The sequence below is a fragment of the Pseudomonas sp. JL2 genome (assembly GCF_031570495.1).
GTDB lineage: Bacteria > Pseudomonadota > Gammaproteobacteria > Pseudomonadales > Pseudomonadaceae > Aquipseudomonas > Aquipseudomonas rhizophila.
This window is the reverse complement of record NZ_JAKUDH010000003.1, coordinates 156,836-174,548: the sequence shown is the minus strand read 5'-3', so window position 1 is coordinate 174,548 and position 17,713 is coordinate 156,836. Positions and strand designations below refer to the sequence as shown.

Annotated in this window: 17 protein-coding genes; all 17 read right to left on the bottom strand. The window is 47.2% G+C overall.

Annotation, left to right across the window (positions count from 1 at the left end; genetic code table 11):
* Positions 1–2 precede the first annotated feature (2 nt).
* Complete coding sequence (locus tag MKS85_RS06535) at positions 3–1,037, bottom strand: polysaccharide biosynthesis protein (RefSeq protein WP_188251169.1); 1,035 nt, start codon at positions 1,035–1,037, stop codon at positions 3–5.
* Positions 1,038–1,071: 34 nt separating this feature from the next.
* The gene (locus MKS85_RS06530; protein WP_188251168.1) at positions 1,072–1,857 is read right to left on the bottom strand and encodes an AglZ/HisF2 family acetamidino modification protein; all 786 of its coding nucleotides are present in this window, start codon (positions 1,855–1,857) and stop codon (positions 1,072–1,074) included.
* 1 nt (position 1,858) lies between these two features.
* Complete coding sequence (gene hisH, locus MKS85_RS06525; RefSeq protein ID WP_188251167.1) at positions 1,859–2,473, bottom strand: imidazole glycerol phosphate synthase subunit HisH; 615 nt, start codon at positions 2,471–2,473, stop codon at positions 1,859–1,861.
* The gene (locus MKS85_RS06520; RefSeq protein ID WP_188251166.1) at positions 2,470–3,609 is read right to left on the bottom strand and encodes an N-acetyl sugar amidotransferase; all 1,140 of its coding nucleotides are present in this window, start codon (positions 3,607–3,609) and stop codon (positions 2,470–2,472) included. Before MKS85_RS06520 ends, hisH begins: the two co-directional genes overlap by 4 nt.
* A gap of 42 nt (positions 3,610–3,651) precedes the next feature.
* Entirely contained in the window at positions 3,652–4,872 is a 1,221-nt protein-coding gene (locus tag MKS85_RS06515; protein ID WP_188251165.1) for a glycosyltransferase family 4 protein, read from the bottom strand.
* A gap of 345 nt (positions 4,873–5,217) precedes the next feature.
* Positions 5,218–6,267, bottom strand: coding sequence for a hypothetical protein (locus MKS85_RS06510; RefSeq protein WP_188251164.1), 1,050 nt, complete (start codon positions 6,265–6,267; stop codon positions 5,218–5,220).
* Between the two features lie 42 nt (positions 6,268–6,309).
* Positions 6,310–7,608, bottom strand: a complete 1,299-nt coding sequence (locus MKS85_RS06505; RefSeq protein ID WP_188251163.1) for a hypothetical protein — start codon at positions 7,606–7,608, stop codon at positions 6,310–6,312.
* Positions 7,592–8,311: a cytidylyltransferase domain-containing protein gene (locus MKS85_RS06500; RefSeq protein WP_223194395.1), complete on the bottom strand. Its 720-nt coding sequence runs from the start codon at positions 8,309–8,311 to the stop codon at positions 7,592–7,594. The genes MKS85_RS06505 and MKS85_RS06500 overlap by 17 nt, the downstream gene beginning before the upstream one ends.
* Positions 8,304–9,359 carry a nucleotidyltransferase family protein gene (locus tag MKS85_RS06495; RefSeq protein WP_188251162.1) on the bottom strand — a complete coding sequence of 352 codons (1,056 nt, stop codon included), beginning with the start codon at positions 9,357–9,359 and terminating at the stop codon, positions 8,304–8,306. The genes MKS85_RS06500 and MKS85_RS06495 overlap by 8 nt, the downstream gene beginning before the upstream one ends.
* Positions 9,360–9,368: 9 nt before the next feature.
* Entirely contained in the window at positions 9,369–10,001 is a 633-nt protein-coding gene (locus tag MKS85_RS06490) for an acetyltransferase (protein WP_310662799.1), read from the bottom strand.
* A gap of 23 nt (positions 10,002–10,024) precedes the next feature.
* The gene (neuB, locus tag MKS85_RS06485) at positions 10,025–11,113 is read right to left on the bottom strand and encodes an N-acetylneuraminate synthase (protein WP_188251160.1); all 1,089 of its coding nucleotides are present in this window, start codon (positions 11,111–11,113) and stop codon (positions 10,025–10,027) included.
* A 3-nt stretch (positions 11,114–11,116) separates the two neighbouring features.
* The gene (gene neuC, locus MKS85_RS06480; protein WP_188251159.1) at positions 11,117–12,271 is read right to left on the bottom strand and encodes a UDP-N-acetylglucosamine 2-epimerase; all 1,155 of its coding nucleotides are present in this window, start codon (positions 12,269–12,271) and stop codon (positions 11,117–11,119) included.
* Positions 12,268–13,419 carry a LegC family aminotransferase gene (locus MKS85_RS06475; protein ID WP_188251158.1) on the bottom strand — a complete coding sequence of 384 codons (1,152 nt, stop codon included), beginning with the start codon at positions 13,417–13,419 and terminating at the stop codon, positions 12,268–12,270. The genes neuC and MKS85_RS06475 overlap by 4 nt, the downstream gene beginning before the upstream one ends.
* Positions 13,420–13,428: 9 nt before the next feature.
* Positions 13,429–14,406 (bottom strand): NAD-dependent 4,6-dehydratase LegB, encoded by a 978-nt coding sequence (locus MKS85_RS06470; protein ID WP_188251157.1) that lies wholly within the window; start codon positions 14,404–14,406, stop codon positions 13,429–13,431.
* Between the two features lie 309 nt (positions 14,407–14,715).
* On the bottom strand, positions 14,716–16,008 hold the full coding sequence (locus MKS85_RS06465) for a lipopolysaccharide biosynthesis protein (RefSeq protein WP_188251156.1): 1,293 nt from the start codon (positions 16,006–16,008) through the stop codon (positions 14,716–14,718).
* Positions 16,005–17,135 (bottom strand): DegT/DnrJ/EryC1/StrS aminotransferase family protein, encoded by a 1,131-nt coding sequence (locus MKS85_RS06460; protein WP_223194394.1) that lies wholly within the window; start codon positions 17,133–17,135, stop codon positions 16,005–16,007. Before MKS85_RS06460 ends, MKS85_RS06465 begins: the two co-directional genes overlap by 4 nt.
* Positions 17,132–17,713, bottom strand: coding sequence for an acyltransferase (locus MKS85_RS06455; RefSeq protein ID WP_188251155.1), 582 nt, complete (start codon positions 17,711–17,713; stop codon positions 17,132–17,134). Before MKS85_RS06455 ends, MKS85_RS06460 begins: the two co-directional genes overlap by 4 nt.

Here is a 17,713-nt window from a genome sequence, read left to right as displayed (position 1 = left end):
CATCACTCCTCTGGAGTGGCGGGCTCGCCACGCTGTATGGCCCGCATGAAGTCCAGCTTCAACAACAGCATCTGCATGCCTTCAACATCCAAGCGCTCGGTGTTATGCGAGTTGTAATCCTCGGTGCGTGAAATTTTCTCCTCGCCTAGCTCGACGAACTTGCTGTAGTTCAAGTCGCGCAGGTCTGGTGGTACACGGAAATAGGCACCCATGTCTTCAGCACAGGCCATCTCCTCACGACTGAGCAGTGCCTCGTAAAGCTTCTCACCGTGGCGCGTGCCAATGATTTGAATCGGGTGATCCGGTTGCCCGAGCATGGCTGTTAACGCTTGAGCGAGGGTTTCGACAGTGGCAGCAGGAGCTTTCTGGACGAAGAGATCACCATTGTTGCCATGCTCGAAGGCGTAGAGCACCAAATCCACCGCATCGGCCAGCGTCATCATGAAGCGGGTCATGTTGGGATCCGTCAGCGTCAACGCCTTACCAGCTCGAATCTGCTCGATAAACAAAGGGATAACCGAGCCGCGGGATGCCATTACGTTACCGTAACGGGTCCCACAAATAATTGTCTTCTGTTCATCAACATTTCGAGATTTCGCAATCATTACCTTTTCCATCATTGCCTTGGAAATACCCATGGCGTTGATGGGGTAGACAGCCTTGTCCGTACTTAGGCAGACCACGCGCCTGACAAGATTTTGAATAGCTGCTTCCAGCACATTCTCCGTGCCGACAACGTTAGTCTTGACTGCCTCCATAGGATGAAATTCGCATGAAGGTACTTGCTTCAGTGCCGCAGCATGAAAAATGTAATCGACCCCGCGAGTCGCATTTAATATGCTCTGGTAATCACGCACATCACCGATGTAAAACTTCAGCTTGGAGTTGGAGTATCGCTTACGCATGTCATCCTGCTTCTTCTCATCACGACTGAAGATTCGGATTTCAGCGATGTCGCTGTCGAGGAAGCGTTTTAAGACCGCATTCCCAAAGGAGCCTGTACCACCAGTGATGAGGAGCGTTTTTCCGCTGAACATATTAGACCCTAGAGCAATGCGTGTATTTCGATGATTATTTGATAGACTTTAGCGCAGAGTGAATCAGCTCGTCCTTTTGTGACGCATCAGGGTAACTGATCAATACCGCCCTGTAAGTCCCTTTGAACACAAAAAGACTGCCGGCGGCTACTCCTACGACGCCGCAGGCCTCCATGACCTTGCCGATGTCAGCCAATGATCCTGCTCCACCTAATAAGGTGACAGGAATTCGTACGCTCTGACGTACCTTGGCAGCCAATCCAAGGTCATACCCCTTCATGCGACCATCATTGTCGATCGAATTGATAACGATCTCACCAGCCCCCAACCTCTCAACTTCCGCTGCAAGCTCCAACACGTCACGTTTGGAATTGCGCGTTCCATTGTGAGTCCATACATCGTAGCCGCGTGATAAAAGCCGCTGCTTGACGTCTAGAACAACAACAACACTTTGTCTTCCGATCTCTTCAGCTATTTCCGAAATGAGTTTAGGATTTTCAATCGCGGCGGAGCTGATCGCAATTTTTTCCACCCCTAGAGAAATTATCTTCTGAGCCTGTTCCACCGAACGAATTCCGCCGCCATAACACAACGGCATTCGGCATTCGGAAGCCAAATTCGAAATACGACGATAGTCCGGTTCCACACCGCGTACTGTGGCATCAATATCAAGAACAATAAGCTCGTCAGCCTCCTTCTCATTAAAGATTTTTACGGCGTTGATTGGATCGCCGACATATTTCGGCTCCTTGAAACGGACCGTTTTTACTAACCCACCATCCTGAATCAATAGGCAGGGAATGATTCTTGGCCTCAGCATTTCACAACTCCGCAAAATTCTTTAGAAGCGCTACGCCATAATGATGACTTTTTTCAGGATGAAACTGCACACCGAAAACCGTATCTGTAGATACCGCACAGCTAAAATCCAAGCCATAGGAGGCTGTCGCGGAGATATTTTGCTGCTGGTAGCACTCGAAATAATAGGAATGGAGAAAATAAAATCGCGGATTATCCTCGAAATTTCTAAACAAAGGGCATCCGGAAACTGGAGTTACATCATTCCACCCCATATGGGGCAGCGGCAAATTTTTAAGGCTCTCAACGGATCCAAAATTGCGCACACGGCCGGGAATCCAGCCTAAGCCCGACAGCTCGCCTTCATCGCTAGACTCGGCTAGCATCTGCATTCCAACGCAAATGCCTATAACAGGAACTTTCTGATTGATAACCAGATCATCCAAAGCTTGACGCATACCAGAGGTGTTGAGCGTCTTCATCGCATGATCAAAAGCGCCAACACCCGGCAAAATCAGTTTAGTCGCACCGTCTAATTCTTCAATGCTCTTCGCGACGGAAACAGGGATATGCAGGCGCTTATAAACATTCACAAAAGCTTGGATGTTGCCCAAACCGTAATCTATGATCGTAATCATCTGAATAACCTTCTTTCCAGCCCGAGTGCACTCATCACACGCGAACCGACTCCGATCATGAAACGTTTATTTTTGTAATCAAGGCACTTTTTATTAGCTCCTTCGAAAATGCCTTGCAGCTCTTCTACGGTCAAATCCAATTTATTTGCAACATACTCAAATTCTGACTTAAGAAACTGTTCATCCAATTCCGGTTTCGCAATACGCTGAAGCGCTGCCTCACGAGTCATCTGCCCAGTCATAATCAAACTTGAAAAATGTGCACGCCGCTTCTCGTAGCCAAACTTGCGGGGCATCCAATAATCTTCGTAAAACCGAGTAAATCGAGATTCATGGTGCTTATGTTGAAATTTTCTCCAACCGAACAACCTACCTAAAGTCTCCTCAGCCTCAGCCTTCACATAAGGCACCAAGTTTAGTGGCTTGACCACCTTCATCCCCAGCACATAACGGTAATACAACTTATAGACGAGTATATCTACAATTGGAAAACTCTTTAATGGTCTCTTGCCAAATTTTGCATGAATATCCTTGATCAATAGCTTGTCAATTCCTGGATACCCTCCCCACTCCTCAGGTTCACGACAGCATTCCGTAGAGTAGTTCCCACCAGTCAGCACATATTTGATTTTATGTGCCTTAGCAAATTTATATAACGCCGAAAAAAAAGCGGTATCCTGTGGTAGATCTTGATCCGATACTTGAGACCTGAGGAAGGCGACCTGGAGATCCTTCATCTCCTCCCAGTTAATAACTTCGGTGTATAGGTCCAAGCCCAACCCGTCCACCAATTTTTCAATGTTACCCACAGCCTGATCAGTGTTCCATCCCGCATCAACATGGAACAACAAGGGCCGCAACCCCATCTTTTCCTTCGCGACATAGCTAACATAGGAACTATCAAGGCCACCACTTAGGCCAATAATACAATCGAACTCGCGCCCCTTACCGTCCTCCTTGATTTTTTCAGCCATCTTCATCAGCTCGGCTTCGCCACGCTGGTCAACATGCCAATTAGGAGCTATAACTGTCTCAAAATTCCGGCAGTAATCGCATCGGCCAAGCTCATCAAAACTTATATTTGGATCCGAAGTATCCATAATGCAACAGCTGCATATTTTATATTCTTTACTCATGAATAATTCCGTCAAATAATACAAATCCATTAGCATCGCTGCTCAGCGAGGTCTCTTCGCCGCCAAAATATCCGAGTAAACTTTCAAAACCCTGTCGGCATTTTTTTCCGGGTTGAAATTATTTTCCGCGAGCGCCTTTGCGTTTATACCCATTCGCGTGACCTCCGCACGATTTCGAGAAAAATAGCAGATTGCATCCGCTAACCTTTCTGAATTTTTTGGCGGTACAGCGATTCCAGTTTCATAATCTAGCAATGTGTCAGGGCGAGGTTTACTAACAGCGGCTATGCAAGGTACACCTGAGAACGCTGCTTCGAAAACGGGTCTGCCCGGGGCGTCGAAGTGAGACGGGAAGCAAAGAACATCAATCCTTTCATACACACTTTGGATGTCGATTGTCGGGCCCAACAGATGAAAAATCGACTGCAATGAATAACGAGAAATTAATGCTTGAAGTTCCGACTCCACATCTTGGGCAAAACCTGCTTTTCTTATAAGCCATGACTTCAGCCCCGTTTCTGCACGAGTTGAACCACCCACAATCACAAATTGGACTTTTTCACCTCGCTCGCTCACCAGCTTCGCTGCTTCCAACAGATCAAACAATCCCTTTGAATGATGTAAATTCCCAACGAATCCGATTTTTAGGGAATCCGTACAGAGGCATTCAAGTTTAGCAATGATAGCGTCATCTTTTACATTAGCGCTCGAAGGGGTAAACGAATTCTGAACAACCGTCACGCCAAAGTCCGACGGCAAAGTCGCACGAACATTTTCGTCGATCGCAATTATCGCGTCCACTCGGATCCTAAGTTTTTCAAAAAGCCACTTACAACGCAATGACTTAGAATCCGACCAAGTAAGTGAGCGCACATGAACCACTACCGGAACTCTAAATAGTAAACGCGCCAGCAACAAAGGAATGATTTCAGTAAGTTCATTTACATGAATAAGATCTATATCTTTCCAACGACGCCTTGCTTGAAATAGTGAAATCAGTGTGAAAGGCAGATAGGATAACTCTCGCAATAGGATTAACCAACGACTCCCTCGATAATAACCATACAGAGTGTTATCGAATCGCGTTAAACCAGTACTGGCTATAAAATCCACGGCTACGCGGCTATAGAAATTCAATGCCGTGCCGCGCACGCATACGAAATATGGCTTCACTTCACGGCTGGATAAGGTCCTTACAAGCTCATAAAGACTTCTGGACGCCCCGCCAAAGGGCCCTACTCCATCAATGTAAAGGACATTCATATTGAAAAACTCTCTAGCAACTTAAGACGCAACCCTGTAAGCAAAATTTCATCCTCAGATCATGAATCTCAACACCTTTTACACAGAGGGCCTGCAGGAGCATTTTCGTCCTTGTAAGCATGTGCGTCGTAAAAACGCCAGCTATGGTGGCGCCTCATAGGATACCTCAAACGATGCAAATTTCGTAGGCAGTGCTAGACCACCTTAAGGGCAGCCTGGCGAACCAGCGGATGCATACCTGTGAAATCAGCTTTCTTACCACTGCCTAAATGGCGATACATGGCAGATTGAAATCACCTTCGCATTCAGCCGCTCGAAAAGCCCTAAGATACCCCGTACGCTCGCCTAATCCGGCGCCTTTAACTTGGGTGATGGCTGAAGAGATGGTCTTGACAAAACCAGACAGAGCAGAAAAAAAACGGGATAAAAATACCGTGGAGCATAAATTGGACTCAGAACAAAGACAGCACAATAAATAACAGCTATGAACACCAAGTCATCTTTCATCCGCAGCTTCCCTCTGAACAAGGCCAGAATAAAAACCAAGAACGCGGCAACGCAATGCAGCATCACTACGACATCATTATAAATATTTGTCGGTGAAAACAGTTGATTGGCTTTAAAGATCAAGCCGTACATTGCATGCAGTGCTTTGGGAATGAACACCAGAAAGTACAAACCTTGATTCTGCAATACAATAAACTGTGTATACAACCCGCTTCCGTTACTCTCCGCACCTCCAATTTCAGCGATGTTATTGACGCCGGAAAAAAAGCCGAGCATGAGCCAATACACTATCGACAGAGCAACCAGCAGAACCCCTACATACCAATACCTTCGATAACGCAAAAAGTTTAGAGGAGAAAATGACAAAAAAACCATTATGACAAATAGGGTAAACTGCCAACGGACAAAAAAAGAACATAGCAGACAAAGTAACAGATACCCGAGCCCCTTCTTCCGCACCCAGGCAATCAAAAAAGCCATGGCCAACATCGAAATAATTTCTTTATTGACTGATATCAAACTAAAGAACGTAATCGGACTCAGAAACAACAAAAAAACCGCAACACCGAGATCCACGGGCTCTTTACTTTTCCGCACAAGCTTTATCGCCCAGAACAAAATAAAAATATTGACCAACAGGATTAAAAATCTATTACCCCCCACGGCCTCCAACAGCAACAGAGGCCCTAAATAGTTATTACCAACAGAGACCATTTCAAAGACTGACGAAAAATTGTTGTCAACATACGCTTGTTCGTATGTCAATGAGTCAGCATAAAATTGAAAATCAATCACACCATTCAGTGCGTCTTGACCTATAGTAAAAAAGAAAAGCACTGCCATTAAGGAATACAAGAACAGGTAAATGGTGGTTTTTTGTAAATACATCTGCACTTCAACCTCGCTGCCTTACTTTCTATTAGCGCTCCATTATACCCCGCACAGAGCAGCTCTTTTATTGGAGTGATCAAGTGCTTCGCTTAACCAAGACGCGACAGACTTATCGCTTCCGTGCTGGCCTAGGGCAACTTTTCCAGCCCGCAAATGTTCTTCAATCCACGATATTATTGAATCAGAATTTTGAGGAACGAGTGTCGCAATCCCTGAAACTCGTTCGTGCTCATACAAGCCTTCTAGACGACCGCCCTTGTTCAAGAATGGATTGAGTAAAGCAGATGGAATACCGAACCAAGAAGCCTCAACCACCACAGTGCTCATATCTGTGATATGTAGATCAGTTTGAGCGAGGAGAATGGGCAACGGTATATTGCTTGCTTTTTTCCACTCAACCGTCATTCCTGAAAACTGAACAGTCAAATATCTCTCACAATAAGCCCCCTCTTCACCCCTTAACTGGACTGGGTGAAGTCGTAGTAACCAGTTGTATTTATTGCTCGTTGACTTTATTACAGACTCCAAAGCATTGCACAAAACCTTATTAAAACCCTCTTCTGGGTAATAATGAATATGTAACCCCCACTGAAGAGCAACAAGAATTACAGGCTTTTCATCGTTAAATATTCGTCCATGTTCACGCGTCGCCGCATCAGCCAACGAATCATCAGCGTTTACATTGCTAAATCGTTGGAACCACGGATGACCAACAACCGTCACCGAGGAACCTTTTTCTGCAGCCCACCCGCTCAGGGCCTCGGCACTCGGTTGATCCCAACACAGAAAGCCATGGGGAATATCAGAGGATTTCGACTTGGTCAATAACTCCCCATACCATTTCCCCTTTCTGTCAATTACACCGTGCTGGTAGTCGTATACAGGTATCCCCATCATCCGACCAGCTCGACACAGCGCAGGCTCCGCTTGGATACTTATTACGATCTTTGGACCGACTGACTGTAGAATTTTCAACCATATATTTGCTCTATTTCTAGTGACCCATTCTGCACCTTTTTTGTGGCCAATCAGCAAGGTGATAACACGACCAAATAAAGCAATGAGAATAAACGATCGGTTAAAAGCGACAGGAGAGTTATAGGCCTGCCCACCTACCAATTTGCTGTACGGACTTGCAACTGATTGCACGCTTACGCCACGAGAAAAACAAATATCAACGATAGTATCAATGATAGGCGAATAGACCTTTCCTTTATAGTTATATCCGCAATTGGCATCATGACGCACCACAAGAACATCAGACTTCCTCAGCGCCTCCCACTTGCTTTGTGAAAAAAATGCGGACAGCACGGTTCGAAGCTTATAAAGAACGTTCATTTATTTCGTTCCCCATTAGCGCCTCACAAACCTTAAAATCAAGATAGGTGTCAATATCTATTGATTGTTCAGTCTTCATAATGTAAGCAACACTATCTGCCATAAAAAATCCTTTTTCCCGCAGAAAGTCCTCGGTATTGGCTAAATAAATCGATCCGTTCAAACGGTAATAAACCGGTAGATCCTGGCTGCGCTGATTGAGTAGTTCCGGGCGCAGGAAATCGGCCATGCTCCCTTTAGGTCCTAGAACATTACTCCATAAAGGTGAATGCTCACAGGGACAGACACTAATAATACTGGAAGCTTGCGTTTCGTCCATTAACTGCACTGCTGCGCGAATATTTTCAGCATTTCTCAAAGGTGAAGTCGGCTGCAAAAGCATTATTTTTTTGGGTCTGATGTTTTCCTTTGCCAATACTTCCAAAGTGTCGACTAGAACGTCGTACGTCGAGGAAGTGTCCGCGGCGAGGTATGCGGGACGCTTCAACGTTCTGATGCCTAACTTTTTGCCTTCTTCAAGAATCGCATCATCATCGCTATTAACCACCATCAAGTCACCAACCTGACTTTCAAGGGCAGCCTCAAGCGTCCAACGGATCAGTGGTTTACCCTGCATCTTCAAAAGATTTTTCCCAGGAAGACGCTTACTTCCCCCACGAGCAGGCACGATAACCAAGAGATCCAAATCCTTGTTGCTATCCATTGAAAAGTCCGGATATATCAGATTGCGCTCGTTGAAAATCTTCCATTCGACCGATATCCAACCAATATTCATGTACCGGAAACATATTTACATCTTTGCCGTCGGCGATTTGCTGGCCCAAAAGGGTTGGCATATCTATATTCGTTCCTGGCCTTACACTTTTTACAAGGTCCGGAGAAAGTAAGTAGATACCGGCATTAATAAAAAACCTGTGCACCGGTTTTTCGACCATCGAAAGAACTCGATGCCCTTCACTCTGTATAACACCGTAAGGAATGCACTGTTCATACTCTCGAACACACATCGTGGCTACACCGGGACGCTCCTGATGGAATTCCAGTAAATTCTGAAAGTTCAGAGTCGTCAACAAATCGCCGTTCATCATAAAGATCGGCAAATCAATTTCATCATGGGGTAACAAGCCAAGAGCGCCTCCGGTTCCCAGCGGCTGTTCTTCGTGAACATAGCGAATACTGACCCCCCAACGGCTGCCATCGCCGAAATACTCACGAATCATTTCTGGCATGTAATGCGTCGAAACAAAAAATCGATGAAAGCCTGCATTAATGAAGCTTTCTAGAATGAGTTCGAGAATTGGCTTATCGCCGACTTTCAGTAGGGGTTTCGGGCAGTGTTGCGTTAGCGGTCGCAGGCGAGACCCGAAACCTCCGGCCATCAGAAAAACAGGATTGTCGTACTGCTTTTTATGCAGCAGTCCATGGAGCGTTTCCAACCCTACCACGCGACGCTGCGCGTCCACGATCGGCAGTTGCAGCAATTGGTACTTCTCCATTATTGCCAGAGTGCGCTCTTTGCTCCATCCCCGCTCAACAGTTTGTGGCGAAGCACACATCACTTCGCTTACTTTTATATTCAGCGGTAGATGTTTGAGCAGACTACGTCGTACGTCACCATCTGTAAGGGTCCCCAGTAGACGGCGATCGTCATCTACAATCAGAACAATTCGCAGCGCCACGCGATCGAGCGTCGCGACTGCATCTTCCAAAGACGTCTCTGGACTTACGAGTACTGATTCCCATCGCTGCATAAAATACTCCTAGTCTTCCTTCGGGGCGTCTTTCTTGCGCGCCGAAGGACCATACATAACTTGTCGAGCGCTGAGGTCCTTGGTCAATACAGTACCAGCCCCTACGACTGCTTCCATTCCGACTTTCAGTCCCTGAATAACAGTGGCTCCACTACCAATGAATGCCCCATCGCTCACCTGAACGCCGCCGCAAAGGGTGGCCCCGGGAGCGACGTGGACATCCTCGCCCAAGCAGCAATCATGATCGATTCCGGCCCGAGTGTTAATAATAGAGTTAGCGCCAACGACTACATCAGCCTGAATGATTGCGCCGGCCATGACTTGGACGCCTTCGTGCAAATGCGCAGTAGCATCAACCCATGCCGTCGGATGCAAGAGCACCGGAAACCGATATCCACGCTCCTTCATACGTTGAAAAATCTTATGCCTTCCGGACGCGCCGACCAGTTGCCCTATACCATTGACCAGCTCTATGGCGCCTGGATCCAGGGCGTCAAGCGCAGCGTCACCGCCCAAGATCGATATTCCGCGCCACTGCTCGCCGATTTGATCTTCCAGTAGAGGATCACACACCCCCAATACGTCAAACCCGGCCGATGTAACTAGGGATAGCAGTACTTTGGCATGCCCGCCGGCCCCCAAAATGACCAGAGGTTTACGATTGTTCAAGGCTCAAGGTTCTCGCCAGCAGCATAGGCCCTAGTAGCGCGAGAGCCTACGAGTCCCCACAACGCTGTTGGCGCCATACCTTGCCCCGTTCTTGCGGTAGTTAGATGCTCGCGTTTCAAAATCTCCCCTTCCGCTATCTGGCAAGCGGCCACCACTTGTTGACGAGCAGCCTTACGAGTGTCCCACTCGCTAAACTGGGGAGCTTTGGCGCCATCCCCGAGAGCCTGTTGTAGCGCACGAATGTCGGAGATCATTAGCTTGAGTTCATGAGGCTCAAGAGAGGCCATGTGATCCGGTCCGGGCAAGGACCTGTCCAAAGTAAAATGCTTTTCGATTACTCGTGCCCCCCGAGCCACGGCAGCTATGGAAACCAGAGCTCCCTCGGTGTGATCCGAATACCCGACCTCAAGTCCAAAAGCGGAGGCTAGCGTATCCATTGCCCTGAGGTTGACCTCAGGCCAAGGCGTTGGATACTGGGACGTGCAATGAAGCAGTGTAACGTGGCCGAGCAGCCTGCTGCGTATTTCTTGGCTTCCCCAGCATCGCCATACGTCGTCCATATCCTTAGGCTCTGTGGTGAATGCTAAAGCATGGGACACAATGGCCAGCGCTTGCTCTACTTCTGAAAGCGTAGCCATTCCGGTAGAGAGAACTAGTTTTTTCCCCGTACGTGCAAACTGCCATAAAAGAGGACCATTTGTCAGTTCTCCCGACGGAACTTTAAACAGGGGCATATCAAGATCGTTAAGAAACACCAGGCTTTCGGAGTCGAATGCCGTTGAGAGAAAATCGATTCCCTTCTGGTGAGCATAATCTTGCAACTCTGAATGCCATTCTCTAGGCAACTCGAGTTTTTTCAACATTGATAGCTGACTTTCGGTCTCGTCTAGACTTTTCCTTTGATAAGCCGCTTTGGCCACATTCTTTGAAGCCAGCTTCGAAGCATCGAACGTTTGAAATTTTACGGCATCAGCACCGGCTTCAACTGCTGCATCTATCAATGCAAACGCCAACGCCCGGTCCCCATTATGATTCACACCCGCTTCGGCGATAATATAAACTCTATCTGTGTCGGACTGTTTCATAGGTCAGCTCAGATCGTAAAATGATTTATGGGATGCCCCGTCGTAACTTTCCAGGACCTTCAAGATTGCCTCTGCCGCTTTGCCGTTTCCATATGGATTGACAGTTGTTTTACATGCGACGGTAAACGCCGGTGTTAGCGCTTTTTGAATTGCCTGCGCGATTGAACTGCCGTTCGGTTCGCAGTGCAACACCGAGTCGGCGGCTAACCTTCCCTTCTGCCGAACACCAATATTCACTGTGGGGATACCGAAGGCCGGGACCTCGATAATCCCGCTCGAGGAATTACCCACGACAGCTGATGCCATGGAAATCGCCGACAAATAACGTCTGAAGCCCAACGACGGAACCGCCAATATTCGATCTGGCTGGGTCCGTGCGTAGGCTTCAAGCAGTGGGATAATAGCACGTCCCCCATTGTCAGCATTTGGGTAGGTGAAGATGATCTGATGCTGGGGAAATTTATCCAGTGCTTCCGTGAGCGCAATGAAACTCTTCTGAGGATGCTCATCCATCAATGTGACGGGATGGTAGGTGACGACCATATAAGGTGATTGCAAATCGAAAGCCAAACTTTCTTGAAGCTGCTCGATACTCATCCTCGAAGCACGCAGCAAATGATCAATTCCAACAGCCCCTACATTGAAAACCCGCTCGGGCGCCTCCCCCATCTGAATGACCCGCTGACGGTAAGGCTCAGCGGCTACAAAGTGAAGGTAAGCCATTTTACTGATGGCGTGTCGAATCGCATCATCATAAGCCCCCTCGGTAATTTCACCGCCGTGAAGGTGTGCAATGGGAATGCGCATGATCAAAGCGGCCTGCGCAATCGCCAATGCTTCGAAACGGTCCCCTAGAACTACCAACATGTCCGGTTGCAATCGGTCCAAAGCGTCAGCAAAACCTAACGTACCGACGCCCATTGACTTTACGATCCCAACGGCAGAGTCCGAGGAAAGTAACATTTCTACTTTCGCATCGATGTCAAAGCCATCCTCCGCAATCTGCCGCCATGTTTCGCCAAACTCAGGCGAAAGGTGCATTCCACTTACAATAATCTGCAACTGGACTTCGCTACTCGACTGAAGGTCCTTCATCAACCAGTAGAGCAGGCCATACTCAGCCCTCGAACCGGTAAATACAGCGATTTTACGTCTCACGCTTGTATCTCCGGCACAACACTACTTGGCAAATTTACAATACGCGCGGACAGCCATTCAGAATTTGTCAGATCACCATGTATACACTTAGCATAGAGCGGTAGATGATTCATCAACTTCCAAATGGGACGAGTCATAACTCCACTATCGTTGGTAGCCTTAAGCAATTCGTCTCTTTGGAGAGTATTCTCACAAATGACAGCGTTAAGCCAATAATTAGAACGGCAACCATCAGGCTCTTTGAAAAACTGTAAGCCGCTGCCTTCCAACGCTTGCGCATAGTTCAAAGCCAGCTCACGCTTGTAATCAATAAAGCGTTCCAACTGCTCCAACTGCGCACAACCCAATGCGGCATTTATATTAGGCAATCGATAATTATAACCGAGTTCATCATGCACGTACTCGTAGGGATGGGATTGCTTAGCAGTCGTTGTTAGGTGCTTAGCCCGCACACCTAACTCTTCATTGGCCAGAATCATTCCGCCACCGCCCGTCGTAATGATTTTGTTACCGTTGAAGCTTAAAGTTCCCAAACGACCAAAACAGCCGGTGTGACGCCCCTTATACAAACTGCCTAACGATTCCGCTGCGTCTTCAACAAGAACCAATCCCCAACGGATACATACATCTACCAAATCATCCAATTCTACGGGATGGCCGAAAGTGTGCATTGGAAGGCAAGCTCGGATGATCTGTCCAGTCGCTTTATACCGAGACAAGCCATCAGCTCCCAGCTGCGCATTGCTTTCGAGCCAGACTTCAAGAGCCTTTGGTGATAGACCTAACGTATGTCGGTCAACGTCTACAAATACTGGTTCGGCGTTGCAATATGCAATTGCGTTACAAGTAGCAACAAACGTCAATGATTGGGTAACGACCAAATCACCACGCTCAACACCTGCTAATAACAACGCGACGTGCAGCGCCGCGGTGCCATTCACCGTTGCAACCGCTCGAGGACTTCCGGTATAAGAAGCCATATCCTTTTCAAAGCGATCAACGAAGGCGCCTACGCTTGAAACGAATGTCGACTCGATGGTTTCCGTCACATAATCACGCTCTCGCCCCAAAAAAACAGGAGCGTGGAGTGGGATGAAATCATTCGTACGGTATTGCGCACGTACGAACTGGATTAAAGAGTCGAACATATGAGCGCCTCAGACGTTATAAATATCTGCTTTGTATTTAGCCAGGTTCTCAGGAAGCAACAACCAGTCGATTGTTTTCTGAAGCCCCTGACGAATGTCATATTGCGGTTGGAAACCAGTCAGTCCGCGTATTTTAGTATTATCGCACCATAACCGGAACACTTCTGATTTACCAGGGCGAATCCGCTGCTGATCCGTGAGAAACTCCACATCACTACCCATCAATTCGCGAATCAGGTTCAACGTATCCCCTACGGATATTTCATAGTTCGACCCGATATTTACCGTCTCTCCCACAGCTTCATTGCATCGAGCCAGCTCAAGGAACCCACGGCAGGTATCGGCGACATAATTGAAGTCACGAGTGGGTGTGGTATCGCCCAGCTGAATTTGTTTTTTTCCGCTAGCTATCTGAGTAATAATCGTTGGAATCACCGCTCTTGCAGATTGACGAGGACCATAGGTATTGAATGGACGCGCAATAGTCAGAGGCAAATCAAACGAATTATAAAAGCTCATCGCCATCGCATCGGCACCAATTTTCGATGCACTGTAGGGCGACTGTGCCTGCAACGGGTGTTTTTCATCGATAGGCACATACTGCGCGGTGCCATATACCTCACTGGTCGAAGTATGAATAACACGCTGAACGCCGTTCTCTAACGACGCCTGGCAGATATTCAAGGTGCCCTTGATGTTAGTATCGACGTAACTGTCAGGTGCGATGTATGAGTAGGGAATGGCAATCAACGCCGCCAGATTGAATACAACATCAACGTCCTTCGTAATATGCTTACAGTAATGCGGATCGCGAACATCACCACTCAGCACTTCTATATTCGACGAACAGTCAACACTCTCCAACCAACCCCAATAGTTGAAAGAATTATATTGAGATAACGCCTTGACCTCGTACCCTTCGCGCACAAGCAATTCGGTCAGGTGAGAACCGATAAAACCATCAGCACCTGTAATTAATGCCTTCACTCGTAATTCCTCTTATCAAAAACGACTCAGACAGTCCAAATGGAGCTGTATCTCCCGACCGGCGGACTGCCTACACCGACGCCTCCGCAGACGAAGGCTCTAAAAATTGTCAGCACCTAAAAACCAATTCTGCTATAAAATCGCAAGGCTGACGATTAATTTTTCTGCGAAGTCCTATCGAAACTCCTTCGAATCTCGTACGACGAAGCTTCCTAGCAACCATATAGAAAGTTAGCTGCAACGGACAAATCCCTCCGGCACGCTCCAATAGGGTGTGGATCCCCAAAATAGGAAATACCACACGCGACCTCACTTCGAAAAGCCACGATTCAGAACCAGCGACATTGACGCAGACACTTCGGACCACGGCATGGAGCAGATACGCCGCGAAACCAACCAAGCCAACAAAAATAGCAGCCCTTCGGAAAGAGCGTACGCAATAGCTGCACCTTGCAGGCCGAACAACTTAACAAAAGCGATAGTCACAACGACTGAAAAAAAACCCGTACACACAGTAACCAACGAAACATAACTTGTGCGAGAGGTAAAGAAAAACAATCCCACTACAGAAAGATACATCCCTTTAAAAGTCTGCCCCAAGAAAAACCAGAACACGATGTCTTTCGCAGCAGCAAAACTCTCCCCTATTACAGCAAAGAAAAACAACTCAGAGAATCCTATTGCAAATAGGGCAAAAATAAAAAAAATCAACCAAAACAGATAAGTAAAACCCACTACTTCCAAACGAGCCTTGTCAGTATTTTCCTTCAACTTCTCATATAGCCAAGGAGAGTAAACTTTGGAAAAAGCGTCCGAAACCAGCCCCATCATCATGCCTATCTGTAGTGCCAGGGTATAAATACCTACTGCTTGAACATCAAGCATATTGGCAATAATAAATCGATCAGCTACTACGATCACTAATCCACCGATCGCATGAGGAATGAGGGGAACGCCAAACTTCAATGCATCAGCAACCTGTCCTTCACCCGTCTTGGGGCGACTTAATTCGTTATTAAGGAACAGCCCCAACAAAGCGATAATACCAAAAAGACTAGTAGCGATGACTTGCCCTAGCACCCGGCCTTCCCACGTCATCAAAATTACAAATATAAAGATCAGCGAAACCCCAGCATTTACCAAGCCTTGAGACACTTGAAAAATACCATATTTTTTGGCAGCTCCATGCACTCGCCATAGTGTAAGCTTTATATTTATAATAAACTGCATTCCAGAAATCAGAACGGCAGCAAGTAGCCATTCGTATGGCAGGCTCGTTGGTTCAACAAGCCATCTCCCTAATACAGCGACTAAACTGAAGACCACCGCCGTGCTAATAAAGAGAATCCCAACACAGGCTCCGATGTATCGGGCTAGGGCGCTTTTTTCAAGCTCAAAATAACGAACACCTATCGCCCCATGCACGCTGAGACCGGTCAATGTTCCGAAGAGATTTACCATGACGCCAAACATCGCAACCACGCCATAGTCGGCAGGAGTCAATGCTTTTGTCAGGAACGGTAGGAGCAGAAAAGGGATCGCCGCATTAATTATGTTTGCGCCTAAAAAAATCCCTGCCTTACTAAAAAATCTTATATTCATTCATGCTCACGTAGAATGTGGACCGAGTCAGCGCTCAACGCACATCGCAACCCCGAGACTACGCGTTCAAGAACGGGAGCTACATCTGCACTCATAGGTAGACTCATGACCAGTTTAGCCACAGAACTGGAAACAGGAGTACCCTGCAAAGAACCGAGGCTCCTATAAACAGGCTGCTCGTTTAACGGAACTGGATAATGAACAGCTGTTGGAATACCTTCCAACTTTAGAAACTCTTGTATTTTTTCGCGATGTTCAACCATGACAGTATATTGCGCGAACATACTAGTACGATCGCTTTTTTGGTGAACACGCCGAACACCTAACTCATCCATTATCTGATTATAACGAGTCCCTACCTCAATCCGCTGAGACACTTCCCAGTCAAATCGCTTAAGCTTGGCCAGCACAATTGCGCACTGGAGTGTATCCATACGCCCACCCAGGCCAATACGAGTATGCCAATACCGTTTGCTTTGCCCATGAACACGAATTTCCCTACAGGCTTGCGCAAAGGAATCGTCGGAAGTAAATATTGCGCCGCCGTCGCCATAGCAGCCTAACGGCTTACTTGGAAAAAAACTGGTACAACCGATGGTCGATAAGTTACAACTTTTACGCCCCTTGTATTCCGCGCCAAAACTTTGCGCGGCGTCTTCAATCACCGGTATATTGCCGTGACGCGCAGCAATCGAATTTATCTCATCCATGTCCGACGGTTGCCCGTAAAGACTGACAGGCATAATGGCCTTGGTTTTATGCGTAATTGCTATTTCCAGTTGCGCTATGTCGATATTGCAGGTTAACGGATCGATATCAACAAAAACTGGAGTTGCACCCACCAAAACAATAACTTCTGCAGTAGCTGCAAAGGTGAATGGCGTTGTTACGACTTCATCTCCAGGCCCCACACCTAAAGCCATCAAGCTAATGAGTAACGCGTCAGTACCGCTTGAAACCGTTATACAGTGCTTGGCGCCCGTGTAGGCAGAGAGTTCTAACTCAAGCTCCGCCACTTCGGGTCCCATGATATATTGTCCGTGCTCGAGTACAGCATTGATTCGGCACTGGATATCGTCTTTCAGTGCCTCATACTGGGTTTTTAGATCAACAAAAGGAATACTCATCCGCCACTGCACTCCAAATAGCCAGAAACCAATTTATAATGTTGAGCGGTGTGAGGGCATATGTACGTACCTTCTCCAGCAAGGCCGAGCGGCACCCTCTCCCCCTGCTGGCTCATCCAGCCGATTTGTTTAGCAGGTACACCTGCCATCAGCGCATAAGGTTTAACATCTCGGTTCACTACTGCACCTGCAGCAACAAACGCGTACTCACCTATCGTAACCCCACATACGATTGTGCAGTTCGCGCCTAATGTTGCCCCTCGCTTGACCAACGTATCCCGATATTCATCTTTGCGAGAAACCGCACTACGTGGATTATATACGTTAGTAAATACCATGCTCGGGCCGCAGAAAACATCATCTTCGAGAGTGACATTATCGTAGACAGAAACATTATTTTGAATTTTTACGTTATTACCTACAACGACACAATTACCTACAAACACATTCTGACCAAGCGAACAACCTTCACCGATACGCGCACCCGAGCAAATATGAACAAAATGCCATATACGCGACCCGTTTCCGATCTCGGCGCCTTGATCCACGATAGCGGAAGGATGTAACTGATAGTTCAT

Coding starts and splice junctions, on each gene's coding strand:
- MKS85_RS06535 (WP_188251169.1), bottom strand. CDS start 1,037: ATGTTCAGCGGAAAAACGCTCCTCATCACTGGTGGTACAGGCTCCTTT.
- MKS85_RS06530 (WP_188251168.1), bottom strand. CDS start 1,857: ATGCTGAGGCCAAGAATCATTCCCTGCCTATTGATTCAGGATGGTGGG.
- hisH (WP_188251167.1), bottom strand. CDS start 2,473: ATGATTACGATCATAGATTACGGTTTGGGCAACATCCAAGCTTTTGTG.
- MKS85_RS06520 (WP_188251166.1), bottom strand. CDS start 3,609: ATGAGTAAAGAATATAAAATATGCAGCTGTTGCATTATGGATACTTCG.
- MKS85_RS06515 (WP_188251165.1), bottom strand. CDS start 4,872: ATGAATGTCCTTTACATTGATGGAGTAGGGCCCTTTGGCGGGGCGTCC.
- MKS85_RS06510 (WP_188251164.1), bottom strand. CDS start 6,267: ATGTATTTACAAAAAACCACCATTTACCTGTTCTTGTATTCCTTAATG.
- MKS85_RS06505 (WP_188251163.1), bottom strand. CDS start 7,608: ATGAACGTTCTTTATAAGCTTCGAACCGTGCTGTCCGCATTTTTTTCA.
- MKS85_RS06500 (WP_223194395.1), bottom strand. CDS start 8,311: ATGGATAGCAACAAGGATTTGGATCTCTTGGTTATCGTGCCTGCTCGT.
- MKS85_RS06495 (WP_188251162.1), bottom strand. CDS start 9,359: ATGCAGCGATGGGAATCAGTACTCGTAAGTCCAGAGACGTCTTTGGAA.
- neuB (WP_188251160.1), bottom strand. CDS start 11,113: ATGAAACAGTCCGACACAGATAGAGTTTATATTATCGCCGAAGCGGGT.
- MKS85_RS06475 (WP_188251158.1), bottom strand. CDS start 13,419: ATGTTCGACTCTTTAATCCAGTTCGTACGTGCGCAATACCGTACGAAT.
- MKS85_RS06465 (WP_188251156.1), bottom strand. CDS start 16,008: ATGAATATAAGATTTTTTAGTAAGGCAGGGATTTTTTTAGGCGCAAAC.
- MKS85_RS06460 (WP_223194394.1), bottom strand. CDS start 17,135: ATGAGTATTCCTTTTGTTGATCTAAAAACCCAGTATGAGGCACTGAAA.
- MKS85_RS06455 (WP_188251155.1), bottom strand. CDS start 17,713: ATGAACTATCAGTTACATCCTTCCGCTATCGTGGATCAAGGCGCCGAG.